This is a genomic window from Brevundimonas sp. DC300-4 (assembly GCF_049897365.1).
GTDB lineage: Bacteria > Pseudomonadota > Alphaproteobacteria > Caulobacterales > Caulobacteraceae > Brevundimonas.
The window spans coordinates 349,227-365,656 of record NZ_JAFCWC010000001.1 but is presented as its reverse complement, the minus strand read 5'-3'; the positions used below and the strand labels follow the sequence as shown (position 1 = coordinate 365,656).

General features: G+C 67.6%; 20 protein-coding genes, 1 other RNA gene and 1 pseudogene. 11 read left to right on the top strand and 11 right to left on the bottom strand.

Annotated elements, in window-relative coordinates:
• Positions 1-2: 2 nt before the first annotated feature.
• A complete protein-coding gene (locus ACP7AZ_RS01825; RefSeq protein ID WP_426035511.1) occupies positions 3-1,100 on the bottom strand; it encodes an NADH:flavin oxidoreductase in 1,098 nt (365 codons plus the stop codon).
• Between the two features lie 250 nt (positions 1,101-1,350).
• Positions 1,351-2,400 (bottom strand): Mrp/NBP35 family ATP-binding protein, encoded by a 1,050-nt coding sequence (locus tag ACP7AZ_RS01820; RefSeq protein ID WP_426035509.1) that lies wholly within the window; start codon positions 2,398-2,400, stop codon positions 1,351-1,353.
• A 70-nt stretch (positions 2,401-2,470) separates the two neighbouring features.
• Here ACP7AZ_RS01820 and miaA point away from each other — a divergent pair, with 70 nt between their 5' ends.
• Positions 2,471-3,340 carry a tRNA (adenosine(37)-N6)-dimethylallyltransferase MiaA gene (miaA, locus tag ACP7AZ_RS01815; RefSeq protein ID WP_426035507.1) on the top strand — a complete coding sequence of 290 codons (870 nt, stop codon included), beginning with the start codon at positions 2,471-2,473 and terminating at the stop codon, positions 3,338-3,340.
• A gap of 28 nt (positions 3,341-3,368) precedes the next feature.
• Here miaA and ACP7AZ_RS01810 read toward each other — a convergent pair whose 3' ends face one another.
• Both ACP7AZ_RS01810 and ACP7AZ_RS01805 read right to left on the bottom strand, forming a co-directional pair.
• Positions 3,369-4,841 (bottom strand): TonB family protein, encoded by a 1,473-nt coding sequence (locus tag ACP7AZ_RS01810; RefSeq protein ID WP_426035505.1) that lies wholly within the window; start codon positions 4,839-4,841, stop codon positions 3,369-3,371.
• Positions 4,828-5,232, bottom strand: coding sequence for a BlaI/MecI/CopY family transcriptional regulator (locus ACP7AZ_RS01805; RefSeq protein ID WP_426035503.1), 405 nt, complete (start codon positions 5,230-5,232; stop codon positions 4,828-4,830). Before ACP7AZ_RS01805 ends, ACP7AZ_RS01810 begins: the two co-directional genes overlap by 14 nt.
• 210 nt (positions 5,233-5,442) lie before the next feature.
• Between ACP7AZ_RS01805 and ACP7AZ_RS01800 the strand changes: the two genes are divergently transcribed.
• A complete protein-coding gene (locus ACP7AZ_RS01800) occupies positions 5,443-5,664 on the top strand; it encodes a hypothetical protein (protein ID WP_426035501.1) in 222 nt (73 codons plus the stop codon).
• A 46-nt stretch (positions 5,665-5,710) separates the two neighbouring features.
• Here the strand turns inward: ACP7AZ_RS01800 and ACP7AZ_RS01795 are convergent, their stop codons facing one another.
• Positions 5,711-7,405, bottom strand: a complete 1,695-nt coding sequence (locus ACP7AZ_RS01795) for a bifunctional protein-serine/threonine kinase/phosphatase (RefSeq protein WP_426035499.1) — start codon at positions 7,403-7,405, stop codon at positions 5,711-5,713.
• A gap of 174 nt (positions 7,406-7,579) precedes the next feature.
• Between ACP7AZ_RS01795 and ssrA the strand changes: the two genes are divergently transcribed.
• The 4 genes and pseudogenes from ssrA to ACP7AZ_RS01775 all read left to right on the top strand — a co-directional run bounded on the left by ssrA (position 7,580) and on the right by ACP7AZ_RS01775 (position 9,974).
• Positions 7,580-7,947, top strand: a transfer-messenger RNA (tmRNA) gene (gene ssrA / locus ACP7AZ_RS01790).
• Between the two features lie 138 nt (positions 7,948-8,085).
• Positions 8,086-8,571, top strand: a complete 486-nt coding sequence (locus ACP7AZ_RS01785) for an SspB family protein (protein WP_426035497.1) — start codon at positions 8,086-8,088, stop codon at positions 8,569-8,571.
• Positions 8,572-8,757: 186 nt separating this feature from the next.
• Entirely contained in the window at positions 8,758-9,513 is a 756-nt protein-coding gene (locus tag ACP7AZ_RS01780; RefSeq protein WP_426035495.1) for a C13 family peptidase, read from the top strand.
• A 61-nt stretch (positions 9,514-9,574) separates the two neighbouring features.
• Positions 9,575-9,974 (top strand): annotated as a pseudogene (locus ACP7AZ_RS01775) (GFA family protein).
• On the opposite strand, the gene ACP7AZ_RS01770 reads toward ACP7AZ_RS01775, so the two are convergent.
• Both ACP7AZ_RS01770 and ACP7AZ_RS01765 read right to left on the bottom strand, forming a co-directional pair.
• On the bottom strand, positions 9,971-10,264 hold the full coding sequence (locus ACP7AZ_RS01770; protein WP_426036060.1) for a RusA family crossover junction endodeoxyribonuclease: 294 nt from the start codon (positions 10,262-10,264) through the stop codon (positions 9,971-9,973). The pseudogene ACP7AZ_RS01775 and the gene ACP7AZ_RS01770 sit on opposite strands and share 4 nt — an antisense overlap.
• Before the next feature lie 62 nt (positions 10,265-10,326).
• Positions 10,327-10,941 (bottom strand): peptidylprolyl isomerase, encoded by a 615-nt coding sequence (locus ACP7AZ_RS01765; RefSeq protein ID WP_426035493.1) that lies wholly within the window; start codon positions 10,939-10,941, stop codon positions 10,327-10,329.
• A gap of 97 nt (positions 10,942-11,038) precedes the next feature.
• Here ACP7AZ_RS01765 and fumC point away from each other — a divergent pair, with 97 nt between their 5' ends.
• Both fumC and ACP7AZ_RS01755 read left to right on the top strand, forming a co-directional pair.
• Positions 11,039-12,430 carry a class II fumarate hydratase gene (gene fumC / locus ACP7AZ_RS01760; RefSeq protein WP_426035491.1) on the top strand — a complete coding sequence of 464 codons (1,392 nt, stop codon included), beginning with the start codon at positions 11,039-11,041 and terminating at the stop codon, positions 12,428-12,430.
• 2 nt (positions 12,431-12,432) lie between these two features.
• Complete coding sequence (locus ACP7AZ_RS01755; RefSeq protein WP_426035489.1) at positions 12,433-13,164, top strand: AAA family ATPase; 732 nt, start codon at positions 12,433-12,435, stop codon at positions 13,162-13,164.
• Between the two features lie 7 nt (positions 13,165-13,171).
• Here ACP7AZ_RS01755 and ACP7AZ_RS01750 read toward each other — a convergent pair whose 3' ends face one another.
• Both ACP7AZ_RS01750 and ACP7AZ_RS01745 read right to left on the bottom strand, forming a co-directional pair.
• A complete protein-coding gene (locus ACP7AZ_RS01750) occupies positions 13,172-13,564 on the bottom strand; it encodes a YccF domain-containing protein (protein ID WP_303695611.1) in 393 nt (130 codons plus the stop codon).
• Positions 13,565-13,672: 108 nt separating this feature from the next.
• A complete protein-coding gene (locus ACP7AZ_RS01745; RefSeq protein ID WP_425987210.1) occupies positions 13,673-13,915 on the bottom strand; it encodes a DUF2171 domain-containing protein in 243 nt (80 codons plus the stop codon).
• A 66-nt stretch (positions 13,916-13,981) separates the two neighbouring features.
• Between ACP7AZ_RS01745 and ACP7AZ_RS01740 the strand changes: the two genes are divergently transcribed.
• Together ACP7AZ_RS01740 and ACP7AZ_RS01735 are read left to right on the top strand one after the other, a co-directional pair.
• Positions 13,982-14,158 carry a DUF4169 family protein gene (locus ACP7AZ_RS01740; RefSeq protein ID WP_426035487.1) on the top strand — a complete coding sequence of 59 codons (177 nt, stop codon included), beginning with the start codon at positions 13,982-13,984 and terminating at the stop codon, positions 14,156-14,158.
• Positions 14,159-14,161: 3 nt separating this feature from the next.
• Entirely contained in the window at positions 14,162-14,341 is a 180-nt protein-coding gene (locus ACP7AZ_RS01735; protein ID WP_426035485.1) for a hypothetical protein, read from the top strand.
• Here ACP7AZ_RS01735 and ACP7AZ_RS01730 read toward each other — a convergent pair.
• A complete protein-coding gene (locus ACP7AZ_RS01730; protein WP_426035483.1) occupies positions 14,338-15,252 on the bottom strand; it encodes a DMT family transporter in 915 nt (304 codons plus the stop codon). The genes ACP7AZ_RS01735 and ACP7AZ_RS01730 overlap by 4 nt on opposite strands.
• Positions 15,253-15,354: 102 nt before the next feature.
• The gene (locus tag ACP7AZ_RS01725; protein WP_426035481.1) at positions 15,355-16,116 is read right to left on the bottom strand and encodes a Coq4 family protein; all 762 of its coding nucleotides are present in this window, start codon (positions 16,114-16,116) and stop codon (positions 15,355-15,357) included.
• A 75-nt stretch (positions 16,117-16,191) separates the two neighbouring features.
• On the opposite strand from ACP7AZ_RS01725, the gene ACP7AZ_RS01720 reads away from it, so the two are divergent.
• Positions 16,192-16,416, top strand: a complete 225-nt coding sequence (locus ACP7AZ_RS01720; protein ID WP_426035479.1) for a ribbon-helix-helix domain-containing protein — start codon at positions 16,192-16,194, stop codon at positions 16,414-16,416.
• Positions 16,417-16,430: the final 14 nt, after the last annotated feature.

The following is a 16,430-nucleotide window of genomic DNA, read 5'->3' as shown; positions in this document are numbered from 1 at the left end:
CATCAGTGCAGCACAGCCATATGGCTGCGGTCGAAATCGGTCAGCTCGGCCTGGCGGCCGTCGCGGACCTTCTGCACCCAGTCCGGATCGGCCAGCAGGGCGCGGCCCACGGCGATCAGGTCGAACTCCTCGCGCTCCATCCGCCCGATCAGCCCCTCCAGCGACGCCGGTTTCGACCCGGCCCCGCCGAAGGCCGCGATGAACTCGCCGTCCAGACCGACCGAGCCTACGCTGATGGTAGGCTTTTTGGTGATCACCTTGGCCCATCCGGCGAAGTTGAGGTCCGAGCCCTCGAACTCCGGCTCCCAGAAGCGGCGCTGCGAACAGTGGAACACGTCCACGCCCGCATCCGAAAGCGGGAGAAGCCACTCGGCCATCTCGTCAGGATTGGCGGCGATCTTCGCGTCGTAATCCTGCAGCTTCCACTGCGACAGACGGATGATCAGAGGAATGTCCGGCCCCAGGCCTTCACGCACAGCCTTCACGACCTCGACCCCGAACCGGGCGCGTTCGGCGATCGACGGACCACCCCAGTGGTCGCCGCGGGCATTGAGGCCGGACCAGTAGAACTGGTCGATCAGATAGCCGTGGGCCGAATGGATCTCGGCGGCGTCGAAGCCCAGCTCACGCGACGCCCGTGCCGACCGGCCGAAGGCGGCGATGGTGTCGGCGATATCCTCCTCGGTCATCGGCTCGTATTTCTGCTTGCCGGGCGCGACGAGGCCGGACGGGCTGTCGACCTGGCCCAGCGGCTCCCAGTCCGCCGTTCGGCCGCGCGCGGCGCCGACGTGCCAGATCTGCGGCGCGATCAGGCCTCCGGCCGCATGGACCTCGTCGACCACCTTCTTCCATTCGGGCAGGGCCTCGCCGTGGAAGACCGGCACACTGGCGTCGTTGCGCGCGGCGGGACGCTCGACCACCGTGCCCTCGGTGATGATCAGTCCGACCTCGCCCTCGGCCCGGCGACGGTAGTAGGCCGCGACATCCGAGGTCGGGATGCCGCCCGGAGAGAAGGATCGCGTCATCGGCGCCATGACGATGCGGTTCGGCAGCGTCAGCCCCTTGATCGTGAAGGGCCGGAACAGGGTGTCGACGCTCATCGGAAGTCTCGCGGGAGGATGCAGGAAGCGGCAAGGTGGCCGTTTCCGTTGCGTTTGAAAACCCTCGATTTTGCTATTTTCATTCGTCATCCTCCGGCGCGAAGCGACCGGGGGACCCAGCGGCGCGCGAGAGCGCGAACCTGTCGCGCACCCTGCTGCGTCCGACATCGGGCCTGGACAGATCGCCTTCGGCGCCGCTGGGTCCCCCGGTCTCCGCTGCGCTTCGCCGGAGGATGACGAAAGTGAGGGGCTACAGCCCCAGTTTGGCGACCAGGGCTTCCGCCATCGCGTCGAACCGATCCGCGACCCGCCCGGACGTGAGAGGCGCGCCTGCATCCGCTGCCTCTCGCAACGAGGCATCCAGCGGCAGGTCGCCGAGGAAGTCGACGCCCAGCCGTCCGGCCTCCGCCTGCGCTCCACCGCGCCCGAAGACGTCGCCGCTCATGTTCTCGATCAGGCCCAGGGTCGGAACATTCACCCGCTGGAACAGGGTGTGGGCCCGCCGCGCGTCGGCCAGGGCCACCTCCTGCGGCGTCGAGACGATCACCGCGCCGTCCAGCGGCGTCTTCTGGATCACGGTCAGCTGCACGTCCCCCGTGCCCGGCGGCAGGTCGACGACCAGCACATCCAGCGGCCCGGCTTCCGTGCCCCAGCGCGTCTGGGTCAGCATCTGGGTGATGGCCTGGGACGCCATCGGCCCGCGCCAGATCATGGCGTCGGTCCTCTGGGTGAGCAGGCCCACCGACATGGCCTTCAGCCCGTGCGCCACATGCGGCACGATCGCCCCGTCCTCATAGGCGGGCTGGCCCGACAGCCCCAGCATGGTCGGCAACGACGGCCCGTAGACGTCGGCGTCGAGGATGCCGACGCTCAGGCCGCGCCGCGCCAGGGCCGTCGCGAGGTTGACCGCGACGGTGGACTTGCCCACCCCGCCCTTGCCGCTGGCCACGGCCAGCACGCGCCGCACATGGGCCGGGCGATCAGTCGGCACGGGCGCCCTGGCGCGCGTCTGGTCGACGGCGGCGGGCGACAGGGAGGCCTTGCGCCCGACCGGGGCCGTCTCCGACGTCAGCACCACCGACACCCGCGCCATTCCCGGCATGGCCTTCAGCGCCGCCTCGGCCGCGTCTCGCACCGGGGCCCAGGCGGCGGTCCGGTTGGCCGGGACCTCGATCACGAAGCCGGCGCGATCCTCGGCCACCGTCAGCCCCTTCGGCACCCCGGCGTCGATCAGTCCTTGGCCCGTGTCGGGATCGAGGATGGCGTTGAGCACGGCTTCGACGGAGGCGCGGTCGATCAAGGGGATCTGTCCCGGTTGCGAGGGAAGGATGCGCGTTCTATCGCCATCCCCTGTCCCGCGCGAGCACCCGTTGTCCCATCCGCCCATTACATTGATCGCCGGACCGACCGCCTCGGGAAAGTCGCGCCTCGCCCTGGAGCGCGCCCGGGCGACCGGCGCCGCCATCGTCAACGCCGACAGCCAGCAGCTCTATGCCGACCTGCGCGTCCTGACGGCCCGACCGTCGCGCGACGAGGAACGGCAGGCGTCGCACCATCTCTATGGGACCGTCGATGCGGCGGAGGCCTGGTCCGTCGGACGCTGGACCCGCGCGGTCCTGCCCCTGATCGACGAACTGGCCAGCCAGGGTCGCCCGATCCTCCTCGTCGGCGGCACGGGGCTGTATTTCACCGCCCTGACGAAGGGACTGGCCGACATCCCCGAGGTGCCGATCGAAGCCCGCGACGAGGCCATGGCGCTGTATGACACCGAGGGCGAGGCCGCCTTTCGCCTGCGACTGATCACCTTCGATCCGCCGGCCGAAGCGGGCATCGCGAGCGGCGACCGTCAGCGTCTGACCCGCGCCTTCGCCGTGGCCCGGTCGACCGGTCGGTCCCTGTCGGACTGGCAGGCGGGCACCACGCCGCTGCTGAAACCCGGGAGATACGACCGGCTGGTTCTCGAGCCGGAGCGGGAGACTCTCTACGCTGGCTGCGACGCCCGGGTCCTGGCGATGATGCAGGACGGCGCCGTCGAGGAGGTCCGCGCCCTGATCGCCCGCGACCTAGACACGGCCCTGCCCGCCATGAAGGCCGTGGGGGTCCGGGAGATCGCCGCCTGGCTGGCAGGCGAAACCACCCGCGCCGATGCGGTGGCCGCCCTTCAGCAGGCCACCCGCAACTACGCCAAACGCCAGCTGACCTGGTTCAGGAACCAGTGCCGGGATTGGGCGAGGGCCTGACTGCGAGCACCATCAGGCCCTCGTCTCACTACTCGGCGGCCCTAATGAACCGGACGGTGAAGCGAACCGTGCCCCCGACCGCGACGCCATCGACGCTCCGGGGCGACAGGCGCGCGGCGGCCGCAGCTTCCACGGCGGCGCCGCCGTATCCCGCGCCGACAGGCGTTTCATTGACGATGGCGCAGTCCGAGACGCGGCCGTCGGCTTGCACATTACAGGAAAGGTCGGCGTTGCCACTGGTCGAACCCTGTTCAAGAGCCGCCGCCGGGTAGGTCAACGGCATCGGCATCCGGGACCAGCTCGGATTGGTGATCACCTCGGCCTGACGCTGTGCCTCAGGGGTTGGCGTCGGGAGCGGCGCGGGTTCCGACGTCGGCGCGGGCGCGGCGATTGCTCGCGAAGCGACGGACGGCAGGGCTCGCGTCGCGGAGACGACCGACCGAGGCGTGGGAAGCGCACGGCTCACGGTCATGACCGGAGCAGGTTGCGGGGCGACTACGGCCTCCCTCTGGGCCGCGAGGGCATAGGCGCTCGTACCGGCCACTGCCGCGACGGCGACGCCCAGACCGAGGACGGCCAGGCGCTGGCGAACGCCCGAGGTCGGGACCGGGGACAGGATGGCTTTCAGGCGACGCATGACGAGTATCCTTCTGCTGCTGGTGAACGTGAGTGCGGGCGCGTCATCGCCCTTGGGCGAGGCGCGAAGCGCGTCGAGGAGTGAGCGGGCGTAGAGCCTGCGGGCATCGTCTCCGGCGTGAGCGAGGGCCGCAGCGTCGCAGGCCTCCTCCCGCGCGGCGGAGCGATAGTCGCGAATGATCCGGAGGAGCGGGTTGCAGGCCAGAACCGTGAGGAGCGCCTCCTCGATCCACAATGCGCGATGATCGCCGCGCTTCAGGTGCGCCAGTTCGTGGGCGCAGACGGCGCGCAGGGATTGCGGATCCGTCGCGTCGAGAAGGCTGGCCGGCAAGACGAGAACGGGCCTGAGCAGTCCGGCGATGAGCGCCTCGGCTCCGGCCGCGCGCACCCGGACCTCCGGCGTCGGCGCGCCGAGACGCCGGGCCGTGTCTTCAACGATCTGTCGGACGGCGGGCGAGGCCTCGCCCGAAGCACGGATCAGGCGATTCAGGCGCAGGCTGCGCCTGGCCAGCCAGATCACCCTGATAAGAGACAGCAAACCGGCCAGGGCGAGGATGCCGAGAGCCAGCGGTTCGCCGACGGGCGCCACGGCGGCGCCCTGCGGGACGATGATCTCGATCACGTCGGGGCCGGTTGCCGGACCTTCGAGCCCGACGGCGCTCGCAACGGTCGGCGGCGGCAGTAACAGCGCAGCCCCGACGAGGACGATCGGTAAGGCAGGGAGATAGAGCGCCAGAGCCCAGGCGGTATCGCGCAGGACCGGGTCCGGCGCGCCGGCCTCGAACAGCCGCACCAGTCCATAGGCTGCGCCGTCCAGAATCAGCGACAATCCCAGCGACAGCGCGAGCAGTTCAGCCGTTCCCATTGCCGACCTCCCGCTTGGCGACCGGCGCGTTGAGCATTGCCTCCAGTTCGGCAATGTCGGCATCGTTCAGAAGCTGGCTGCCGGTGAAGGCGGCCGCCGGCAACGCCTCGTCCATGTCGAGCAGGGCCGAGAACCGGCGCATCAGTCCAGTCAGGACCTCCACCTTGGGCCGGGTCTGGGAATAGACGGCCACGCCATGCACATCGCGCCGCGAGACCAGGGCCTTGGCCCGCATCCGCTCCAGGACGGTGCGGGTCGTGGACGGCGTCCAGTCCATCTGGGCCGCGATCCGGTCATGGACCTCGCGCGACGACAGATCGCCGTCGCGCCAGAAGCTTTTCAGGACCTCCAGTTCGGCGTCCGTCGGGGTCGGGGTTCCGGTCTGCGACATGTCGGCTCCGTACTTGTCGTGTATACGCTACAATTGTCACGCAGACACGTCAAGCGTCGCCGTATTGTCCTTGCGCTCACGAGGCGATCCTGGATCGGGCGAGGGTTCAGGCGAGGCTGGAATTGAACCCTTCTGGCTGGGCATCCAAAGAGGCTTGTCCGTGTGTCGTCTTGCCCGTATAGATTGCGGACCGATCATCTGGAGAACGCTATGAAGTTGCGGATGGTGACCGGCGGCTTTCTTGTGCTCGTCGGACTAGCGGCCGTTGTCTTCGGCGCAGCGTTCGTCAAAGGCCCGCTTTATTTCTGGCTAGACGCCTTCGCGGCGGACAAGGTTCAGCTCCATGCGATCACCGTAGGGGTCTCCGCACTCGTCATCGGGGCCGTCACCATGGCGTCGGCACGATGGAGACCGGGGCCGTCCAAGGCGTAGCATCTCCGGTTGCGAGTTCCGTGACCGGTTCGATGCGGCTCATGGCTCACCCCACCATCAACGACGCCAGCAGCAGCACCAGCAACACGGCGCTGATCCCCTGCCAGAACCGCACCGGCTCGCGCTCCATCAGCGACAGGTCGCGGCTGGGCGGCACGGCGGCGGCGCTGCCGCCTTCGAGGACGTGGATCAACTCCTCGACGTCGGCGAAGCGGTCGCCGGGCTCGACGGCGAGGGTCCGCAGGATCGCGGCCTCCAGCCAGGCGGGCATGTCGGGGCGATGGCTGGTCGGGCGGGTCGGCTTTTCGAACCGTATGCGGTTGAAGTCCTCTTCCTGGCCGCTCGGATAGTCGCCGGTGAAGAGGCGATAGAGAGTCACGCCCAGGGCATACTGGTCGGTCAGGGTGTCGCCCTTGTTCCCGGCGAACATCTCCGGCGCCTTGTAGCCGGGGGTGCCGGGTGTCTCGGCCTCGGCGAACTCCTCGATCCGCGGCAGGCGCGCGACGCCCAGGTCGATCAGTTTGAGGCCGCCGTTCGTCTCCAGAAGCACATTGTCCGGCTTGATGTCGCGGTGGGTGATGCCCTGGCGGTGCAGGGCCGCAACCGCGCGCGACAGACGGATGGCGATGCTCACGCCTTCCGGGATATCAAACGGTTCTTCGGCGATCCTGGCGTGCAGGGTCCGGCCGACATAGAGGGGCTGGGCGATACAGAGGCGGCTCTGGCGCCCGGCGTCGAGCGTCAGGGTCTTGCCGACGAACGGACTGTCGATGCGCCGGCCGATGAAGCTCTCGCGCAGGAAGGCACCCCGTGCACCGCTCTCGGACAGCAAGGCGGGCTTGGGGAATTTCAGGACCACGGGGCCGCCGCCCTCCTCGTCCTTCGCCGCGAAGACCCGGGTGTATTTCCCGTCGGACAACAGCCGCTCCAGCCGGAACCGGTCGACATTGTCGCCGACGTCGGGCGGCGGCGGGATCGCCAGGCCGGCGGCCTCGGCGCCGATGGCGTCCTGATCCACCGCCCCGATGCGGATGACGTCGATGACGATGGCGGTAGCGTTGTCGCGGGTCTCTTCCTCGCCCGCCTTGTCGACGATGGCCTGGGCGTCGGCCTCGGGCGACGCGCGCCGGGCCAGCAGTCGCGTCAGATCCTCGTCCGACACTGCGCCGTGCACGCCGTCGGTGGTTAGCAGCAGCCGGTCGTGCGCCTTGAGCGCCACCGCCCGCGCATCGAGCCTCAGGTCCGGCTCGATGCCGATGGCGCGGTACAGGACGTGGCTCAGGCCGGGCTGGGCCAGCACATGGTCCTCGGTCAGCAGGGTCAGGACGCCGTCCCGGAAATGCCAGGCCCGGCTGTCGCCCACATGCAGGACCGTCGCCTCGCGCCCGCGCATGACCAGGGCGGTGAAGGTCGTCGCCGCTCCGGCCATCTCCGGATCCGACCGGCCCTTGGCGTGGAGCCAGCGGTTATAGCCCGACAGGGCCGCCACCCCGGCCGCAGCGATGCCCTTCAGCGGGCTTTGGTCCAGATAGCCGTCGATAAAGGTCCTGCCCGCCAGTTCCGACGCGACGCGCCCCGCCTTCGACCCGCTGACTCCGTCGGCGACGATGGCCAGCATGCCATGCAGGGCCTGTTCGGACGGCGTGCCGAGGTGCACCGCGCCGAAATCCTGGTTGTCCTTGCGCGGCCCGAGCGCCGTGGCGAACCCCGCCGCGATCTCCAGCCTGCCCTTCGCGTCCATGGTCGATCCCCCTCCACCCCACCGTGCACCCCGGCGAAGGCCGGGGTCCAGACGGTGGTTGGGATTTAGACACGCGGCCGGCGGCTGTACGCGTCTCCTGGATCCCGGGCCTTGGTTCATCCTCGGGCCGGCGAAGCCCGACCCGGGGGCCGGCTGAACGGAACGGAGAGCGGGGAACTTGGCATTCACCCGCAGGGCCCCTATATTGGCCTTGCCGGGGCTTGCTCCGGATATGGCGATAAACGCGCTTGTAATAAGCGGACCGGACCCGGGTGCGATTCCCGGCGGCTCCACCATCTCTTCCTCCGCGTTATCGGCGGGACAGCATGGGGCCGACTAGCATCGACGGACGTGTAAAGAAGACTGCTTTTGCCCGTCCTGGCCCACCGTATCGGGCCATTTTCTAACTGCGAACGATAACTTCGCTGGAGAAGTCCGCCTCGCCGCGTAATGCGGTTCGGTTGATTTCGAATCTTAAGTCCTAGGGGTTCAGATCCTTAGGCGGGGCCGCCGGAGGGCCTGCCAACAGAACCTCCGGCACTTTCCCTGTTTGAAGAGGCCCTCCTTCTGATTCTTGAAGGATGGGGGCCTGCCAACAGAACCTCCGGCACTTTCCTCGCATTCTTATCTTCCGCCCAGGGCACGGTCCCGCTATCTGTCGCCCCGCAGCGAGGATACCCATGGCCGAAGAGACCCCGCCCGTCGACGAGATGCAGTACGAGAAGCTGGCGCAGGACGCTCTGCGCGGGGTGATCCGTTCCGCCCTCGAACGCGCGGCCAGCCCCTCGGGCATCCCCGGCGCCCACCATTTCTACATCACCTTCAAGACGCGCGGCCCCGGCGTCTCCGTCCCGCCTGACGTCATCGCCAAATATCCCGACGAAATGACGGTCGTCCTCCAGCATCAGTACTGGGACCTCGCCGTCGAGTACGACCTGTTTTCGGTCATGCTGAAGTTCGGTGGAATGCCCAAGGTCCTGACCGTGCCCTATACGGCCGTGACCCGCTTCTACGACCCCAGCGTCCAGTTCCTGCTTCAGTTCGAGGCGCCCGAGCCGGTGCCAGAACCCGTCGCTGAATTGCCCGCCCCGACCCGCACCGATCCGACGCCGTCCGGCGACGACGGCCCCAAGGTCGTCTCGCTGGACCAGTTCCGGAAGAAGTAAGCCGTGCGCCCCGGCCCCCGGGTCCGGCTTCGCCGGCTCAAGGATGAACCAAGGGCCGGGGGCCGGATCGTGCACGCGATCGCCTGGATTTGAAGCTCGACCCGGACTCCGACTGCGAGATTTTCCATCTGGACCCCGGCCTTCGCCGGGGTGCACGGTGTGAGGTGGATTGGCGTCGGGGGTCGCATGTTCAGACTGGTTTTGTCGGTGCTGCTCAGCATGGCCTGCGCGACGACGACGGCCGCTCAGACCGCGCCCGCCAGCCGTTTCGACGGCTGGGCCTCCGCCGTCGTCGCCGCCGACTGGCGCACCAGCCAGGGTGAGCCGATCCAGGCCTTCGACAACGCCCGCCGCGACCTGACCTCGGGCTTCCTCGCCGCAGGCTTCTCGCGCGCCGACATGGTCGACTACAGCCTGCGTCCCGATGTGACGCCCGTGACCACCGACATGGCGGCCGTCCGGGGCATCGCCGAGGCGACGGCGAGAGCCACGCGAGGCTGCCTGCTCTACATGACCTCGCACGGCGGTCCTCAGGGCATTGTGTTCGGCCCGAACCGGATCCTGAGCCCGACCAGCATGGTGACGCTGGTGCGCGGCTGGTGCCAGGACCGGCCGACAGTGGTGGTTCTCTCCGCCTACTATTCCGGCATCTTCGTGGACTCCCTCGCCGCGCGTAACCGGATGATCATGACCGCGGCCCGCCGTGACCGCTCCTCGTTCGGATGCAGCGAGGATGCGACCTACCCGTATTTCGACGCCTGCGTGATCTCGACCCTGCCGACGGCGACGGACTTCATCGCCCTGGCCAACGGGGTCCGCGCCTGCGTCAAAACCCGCGAGGAGGCTGAGGGCCTTTCACCCGCCTCGGAGCCGCAGGTCTCGATCGGGGCCGACCTGCAACTGCTTCTTCCGACGCTGCGCTTCACCCGGCCGTCGCCTTGACGGATTGCGTCGCCATCATTCCGGGTATAGAACAGAACATGAACGCGGAAGGAGGTTGTCGATGCTGACCGGAGGCTGCCATTGCGGCGCCATTCGCTATGAGACCGCCGAGGAAGCGATCCATCACGCCCTGTGCCACTGCACCGATTGCCGTAAATGCGCGGGGGCGCCCGCGGTCGCATGGGCCCTGGCGCCGTCCGATCAGGTGAAGATCACGGGCGAGCCGGTCTGGTATGCCTCCCGAACATGGACGGCGCGGGTTCTGCGGACGGTGCGGGACCGGCCTGTTCTACACCAACGAAGACATCTTCCCCGACCAGATCGACGTTCAGAGTGCGACGCTCGATAACCCCGACGCCATTCCCCTCCAGGCCCAGATCCAGACTGCCGACGGCATAGGCTGGATGGCCGAACTGCACAGACTCCCGTCGTTCGAACGCTATCCCGGACCGCCGGGCTAGGCCTTGCGCGGAAACGCCCGGATGGTGATCCGCTCGCGTTCCCCCTCGCGCCGCTCGACCAGCAGCCGCGCCACCTGGGCATCGTCGTGGAACAGATAGCCCTTGATCGCGTCCAGCAGCGCCTTGGCCAGGTTGTCCAGGTCCATCCATGGCGGATCGCCGACATGCTCCATCACGATCTCGACGACGAAGTCGCCGTAGGCCGGCCGTGATCCGCGCCATTCCCTGCGGAAGAACTCGTAGACCAGCGGCTTGTAGTATTTGGCCTGGGTGGTCAGGCCGTCGATCATGATGACGACGGCGTCCCCCTCCTCGCGCGCGCGGACCTTGCCGGAGATGATCCAGTCGTCGTTCACGCGCGGCAGACTGCCGGCAGCCCGGTCGACAGGGTAGCCGCCCCGATGACCACCGGGCTGATGAGTTGCTCGTCCTCGGCCGGCGCCGAATGAATCGCCTGGATGATCTCCATGCCGGAGATGACCAGGCCGAACGCCGCGAACCCCTGGCCGTCCGGATTGCGTCCACCGCCGAAATCGAGTGCGGGCGTATCGCTCGTGACGATGAAGAAGCTGGACGTCGCCGTGTCCGGGCCGTCCCGCGCCATCGAGATTGCACCGGCGGAATGCCTCAGGCCGGTGTCGATCGTCCTCTCCAGCGTGATGGGACCCAGTCCGGGATCGTCGCTTCCGGCCGTGGTCGCGGCCTGGATCACATCGATGGGGGCAGGACTGTCGTTGGTCTCCGCCACGACGGTGCGGAAGAATGTTCCCCCGGCATAGCGGCCGGCCTGGACGTAGCGCAGGAAGTTGCAGGTGGTGATCGGCGCCTGCCCGGCGTCGAGACGAACGATGATGTCGCCCTGCGTCGTATGCAGTGTGACGAGGGGCTGATTGTCCTGCGCGAGAGCGGGGCCGCTGGTCATGGCCAGCACCGTCGTCGCCAGTATCGTCAGGGTTCTTCTGATCACGCGTATCCCAGTCTCCGACGCCCGTGCGCTTGTCCGGTCATTCCTCCGTGCTACACCGCCGCGCATCCTCCCGCCACGCCCTGAAGAGCCGAAGCCGATGACCGCCTACCGCACCGAAACCGACACCTTCGGCCCCATCGAAGTCGATAACTCGAAGTATTGGGGCGCCCAGGCGCAGCGCAGCCTCGGCAACTTCAAGATTGGCTGGGAGAAACAGCCCCTGCCGGTCGTGCGTGCCCTCGGCATCGTCAAGCGCGCCGCCGCCGAGACGAATATGGCCCTGGGCAAGCTGGACCCGACCATCGCCGACGCCATCATCTCCGCCGCCAACGAAGTGATCGAGGGCAGGCTCAACGACCACTTCCCGCTGGTGGTCTGGCAGACGGGTTCGGGCACCCAGTCCAACATGAACGCCAACGAGGTGATCTCGAACCGCGCGATCGAGATGCTGGGCGGCGAGATGGGGTCGAAAAAGCCGGTCCACCCCAACGACCACGTCAACATGAGCCAGTCGTCCAACGACACCTACCCCACGGCCATGCACGTCGCCTGCGCCGAACAGGTGGTCAACGACCTGCTGCCCGCGCTCAAGACGCTGCACGCCGCCTTGAAGGCCAAGTCGGAGGCCTGGGCCCACATCATCAAGATCGGCCGCACCCACACCCAGGACGCCACGCCCCTGACGCTGGGCCAAGAGTTCGGCGGCTATGCGCAGCAGGTCGAGAACGGCATCGAGCGGATCGAACTAACCCTGCCGAAACTGATGGAACTGGCCCAGGGCGGCACGGCCGTCGGCACAGGCCTGAACGCCCCCGTCGGTTTCGCCGAGAAGGTCGCCGAACAGATCGCCGGCATCACCGGCCTGCCCTTCACCACGGCGCCGAACAAGTTTGAGGCCCTGGCCGCCCACGACGCCATGGTCTTCAGCCACGGCGCGATCAACACGGTCGCCGCGTCGCTGTTCAAGATCGCCAATGACATCCGCTTCCTGGGCTCCGGCCCGCGTTCGGGCCTCGGCGAACTGGCCCTGCCGGAGAACGAGCCGGGCTCCTCGATCATGCCGGGCAAGGTCAATCCGACCCAGTGCGAGGCCCTGACCCAGGTCTGCGTCCAGGTGTTCGGCAACAACGCCGCCATCACCTTCGCCGGCTCGCAGGGCCATTTCGAGCTGAACGTCTACAACCCGGTGATGGCCTACAACTTCCTGCAGTCGGTCCGCCTGGTCGCCGACGCGGCCATCAGCTTCACCGACAACTGCGTTGTCGGCATCGAGGCGCGCGAAGACAACATCGCGCGCGGCCTGAATAATTCGCTGATGCTGGTCACGGCCCTGAACGGCAGGCTCGGCTACGACACCTGCGCCAAGATCGCCAAGACCGCCCACAAGAACGGGACCACCCTGCGTCAGGAAACCGTCGGTGGCGGCTATCTGACCGACGCCGAGTTCGACGAGGCCGTGCGCCCCGAGAAGATGATCTCGCCGGGTTGAGGATGACCGCCCTTACCCAACCCTACTGGATCGAGGCGTGGTTCGAGCGGCGCGAGGGGTGGGATGAGGGCGTCTATCCGTTCAACCTGCCGGCCGTGCGGTCCCTGCACACGCTGGAATTTCATCCGAACGTCACCTTCCTTGTGGGTGAGAACGGTTCCGGCAAGTCGACCCTGATCGAGGCCCTGGCCGTGGCCTGGGGTTTCAATGCCGAGGGCGGCGGGCGCGAGCACCGGTTCGGGACTCGGCAATCGCATTCGCCCCTGCACCGGTTCGTGCGGCCGATCAAATCACCGCTGCGGCTTCAGGACGGCTTCTTCCTTCGCGCCGAGAGCTTCTTCACGGTCGCCAGCTATCTCGAGGCCGCCGGCGCCAATCGCTTCGGGCAGAAATCCCTTCACGAACAGTCTCATGGCGAGAGCTTCTTCGCCCTGTTCGACAATCGCTTCATCGGCGACGGCCTCTATATCCTCGACGAACCCGAAGCCGCCTTGTCGCCGAGCCGGCAGCTGTCGTTCCTGGCGCGGATGCACGAACTGGTGCTGGCCCGGTCGCAGCTGATCATCGCCACCCATTCGCCGATCCTGCTCGGCTATCCGCACGCCTGGATCTACCAGGCCTCGGAGCATGGGCTCGACCGGATCGAGTACGAGGACACCGACCACTATAAGGTCACGAAGAACTTCCTGACGCGGCGCGAGAGGATGCTGGACGTGCTGCTGAAAGACGACTGACCGGCAGTCAGGGCTTGTCCCGGATCGTCGCGCCGACCGGGGCCAGGGCGAGCTTGGCCAGTTCGAGGTCCTTCAGGGCGAAGGGGATGCCGATGAGGGTGATGGCCTCGGCGAAGGCGATCAACAGGTGCGACAGGGCGATGTACCAGCCGGCGAAGAGGAACCAGATGATGTTCAGGCCGACGCCGAAACAGCCGATGTCCTTGCCGTCCGCCTCGCCTCCCCAGACAACTTCGCGTCCGAACGGCCAGAAGGAATAGCTGGCGATCCGCCAGGCCGCGAAGCTCCACGGCAGGCCGACGACGGTCAGGGCCAGCACCGCGCCCCCGATCAGCCACAGCAGGCCGGAGATCCAGCCGCCGAGGATGAACCACAGGATATTCAGGATCAGTCGGATCACGGCGCCTCTCTCCTACCGGCGGAGTCGCCGACGGACCCTAGATAGGCGAAAGGCCCCGCCAATATCAGCGGGGCCCTCGTGAATTCGCGGTTAGTCGTGTGGCGAGATCTAGTGGGATTGCTTTTCGGTCCACTGCGCCTTGGCCTGATCCTTGGTCAGGGTCAGGCGGACCTTGTCGTCATCGACATGGTCGACCCAGCTGGTCGGGATCATGTGATGTTTGAAGCCGCCGGCGAGATCGAGCTTGGCCAGTTCGATCTGGTCGCCGAGGACGTGATCGACGCGGCCCACATGGCCGCCGTCGGAGCCGACGACTTCGAGGTGTTCCTTGATGAGCGTGAGGTCTACCATCGGGTGTCTCCTGTCGAATGGTGAGACCCTGAAACGCCGCTTGCTTCAGCCGGTTGCGAGGAACCGATGGCCGAGATCGTCAATCTGAACCGGGCCAGAAAGGCGCGCGACAAGGCCGTGGCGAAATCCGACGCCGCCGCCAATCGTGTCGCCCACGGCCTGACGAAGGCCCAGCGCGAAATGGCGAAGGCGGAACGGGAGCGGCTGTCGCGGCTTCTCGATCAGACGAAGCGCGAGGACTGACTCATGGGCGCGACCTGTACACCCGGCGCCTCATCCCGGACCCGTCATGGGCTGATCGCCCTGATCGCCATCCGCCAGGCCAGGGCCATGCGCGAACGTCGCAAGCTGGAAGAGGCCGAACGCGAGGCAAAGACGGCGGCAAAGGTCGAAGCGAAGCCGAAGAAGCGCGGCTGGTTCCGCTAGGGGACCTTCGGCGCCCGAATCAGCAGGGCCTGCCCGGCCAGGACCAGCAACAGGCCAACCAGCGCCGTCCAGCCGAACCGGGCATCCTCGAACAGGACTGACACCAGCATGGCGATCGGGGGCGTCAGGGCCGAGATATAGCTGGCCAAAGCATAGCCGCGCGCTCGAGCAACGGCGAAATAGACGACGAAGGCGACCACCGATCCCAGCACCGCCAGGTAGACCAGCGAGATCAGGTACCCGGGCGACGGATCAATGGTAAACTCTGCGCCGGTGACCAGGCCGTGCAGCGCCAGCATGGCCGTGCCATAGCCCATGGCCCAGGCTGTCTGCGGCAGGATCGCGGACCCGAGCTCCTGCCCCTTCCAGGAGAAATAGTTGCCGACGGCCGAACTGCTCACAGCCAGCACGGCCAGGCCGATGCCGGTCAGGGCGCGGGCGTCGAACCCGGCCCCCAGGGCCTCGCCGCCGGACAGCACGGCGACCCCGACGACACCCAGGATCGCTCCGACCCACGCCATGCGCGACGCCTTCTGGCCGACGAAGACCCGGAACATCACCAGATTGAGGAAGGCCAGGGCCGCGAACACCACGGCGACGATGGCGGAGGTTACATGCCCTTCGGCGGCATAGGTGAAGGTGTAGCTGACGGCGAAGACGAACGCCCCCTGCCCCAGCGCCGCCAGATGCTGGCCCCGGTTCAACGCCAGCGACCGCCGCGTCGCCGCACAGCCGACGAACAGGACAAGAGCCGCCAGCCCGAACCGCCAGGTCAGGGACGCCACCGGATCGACCGTTCCCAGTTGCCAGGTGATGGCATACCAGGTCGTGCCCCAGATGATCGCGCACAGCGCGACGCCGGCGATGGCCAGGACGCCGGCGGACGGCCGGCGCAGCTCGGAAAGGGTCAAGGCAGACTCACGAAACGCGGGGAGACGGGATTGCGCTGGATGCGCTCCCGACGGGAACGGTGCAACACCGATACCGAAGACTGCTGACAAGCGCCGCTTATGTCAGCCGCGAAGCTTCAGCGCCGCCAGATTCGCCGCAGGCACAGCGGCGTAAACGGTCGCCGGTCGAATGCCCAGCCGCGCCTGCGCGGTCGCCAGCGGCTCGGCGAACAGGGCCTCGTAATCCAGCCCCGGCAGCCACTGCGCCCGGCGCCCGTTCGACCAGGCCTGCAAGACGGCCCGCCGCGCCGGGATGGACCGCTTCTCGCGCTGGATTTCCCGCGCCGCGCCGTAGCCGATGAAACCGAAGCCGAGATTGTGAGTCTGGGCATAGGAGAAGCTGACCACGCAGGCTTCGCCCAGAGCGTCGGTGCCGTAGCCGGTCAAAACATGCCAGATATCGTGCACGTCCCGGAGCCGGCGCGAGTACCAGATCACCGGATGCGGCGCATCGATCTCGGGCGCCACTTCGCGCGCGGTCTCGGCCAGACCGTCTGCAGTGAACCCTCGCGCTTCACGGAACGCCTTGTATTTCGCCCCGACCGTGCCCGGCGCGAACCGCGCCAGCCAGATCGGATCGTCCAGCTTCAACGCCAGTTCGTCGCGCAGGAAGGCCTGACGCCCACCCTCGACCGTCTTCAGCATCCGGCCGTAGCCCCTGGCGCCTGACCGGCCGGCCAGGGCCCGCATGATCTCGAACACCTGGGCGGTGTCCTCCTTGTCGCGGATCAGCTTGCGGAAGGCGCGAAACGCGGTGACCGGCCGAATCCGTTGCGGCTTGAGCACCTGGAATTCGTCGGGGTAGACGGCGGCGCCCATCGTCATCGGAAACATCCTGCTCGAAGTCGGGTATCCTATCGCAACCCACCGTCTGCTCAAAGCCGTTCCGCCGGAGATCCTGTGCTCAAGAAACGCTCCGTCGTCCTCGCCGGCCACGCCACTTCCGTGGCGCTTGAGCCCGAATTCTGGGCCGTGCTGGACCGTATCGCCCTGGCGCGCGGGCTCAGCCACGCAGGCCTGCTGGTCTGGGTCGACGAAACGCGCGGCCGCCGCCCCCTGGCCTCCGCCTGCCGCCTTCTGGCGCTGGAATTCTCGGCGTCAGAAAGGGTCATTGGCGAACGCTGAATTCAAGGCGCAGC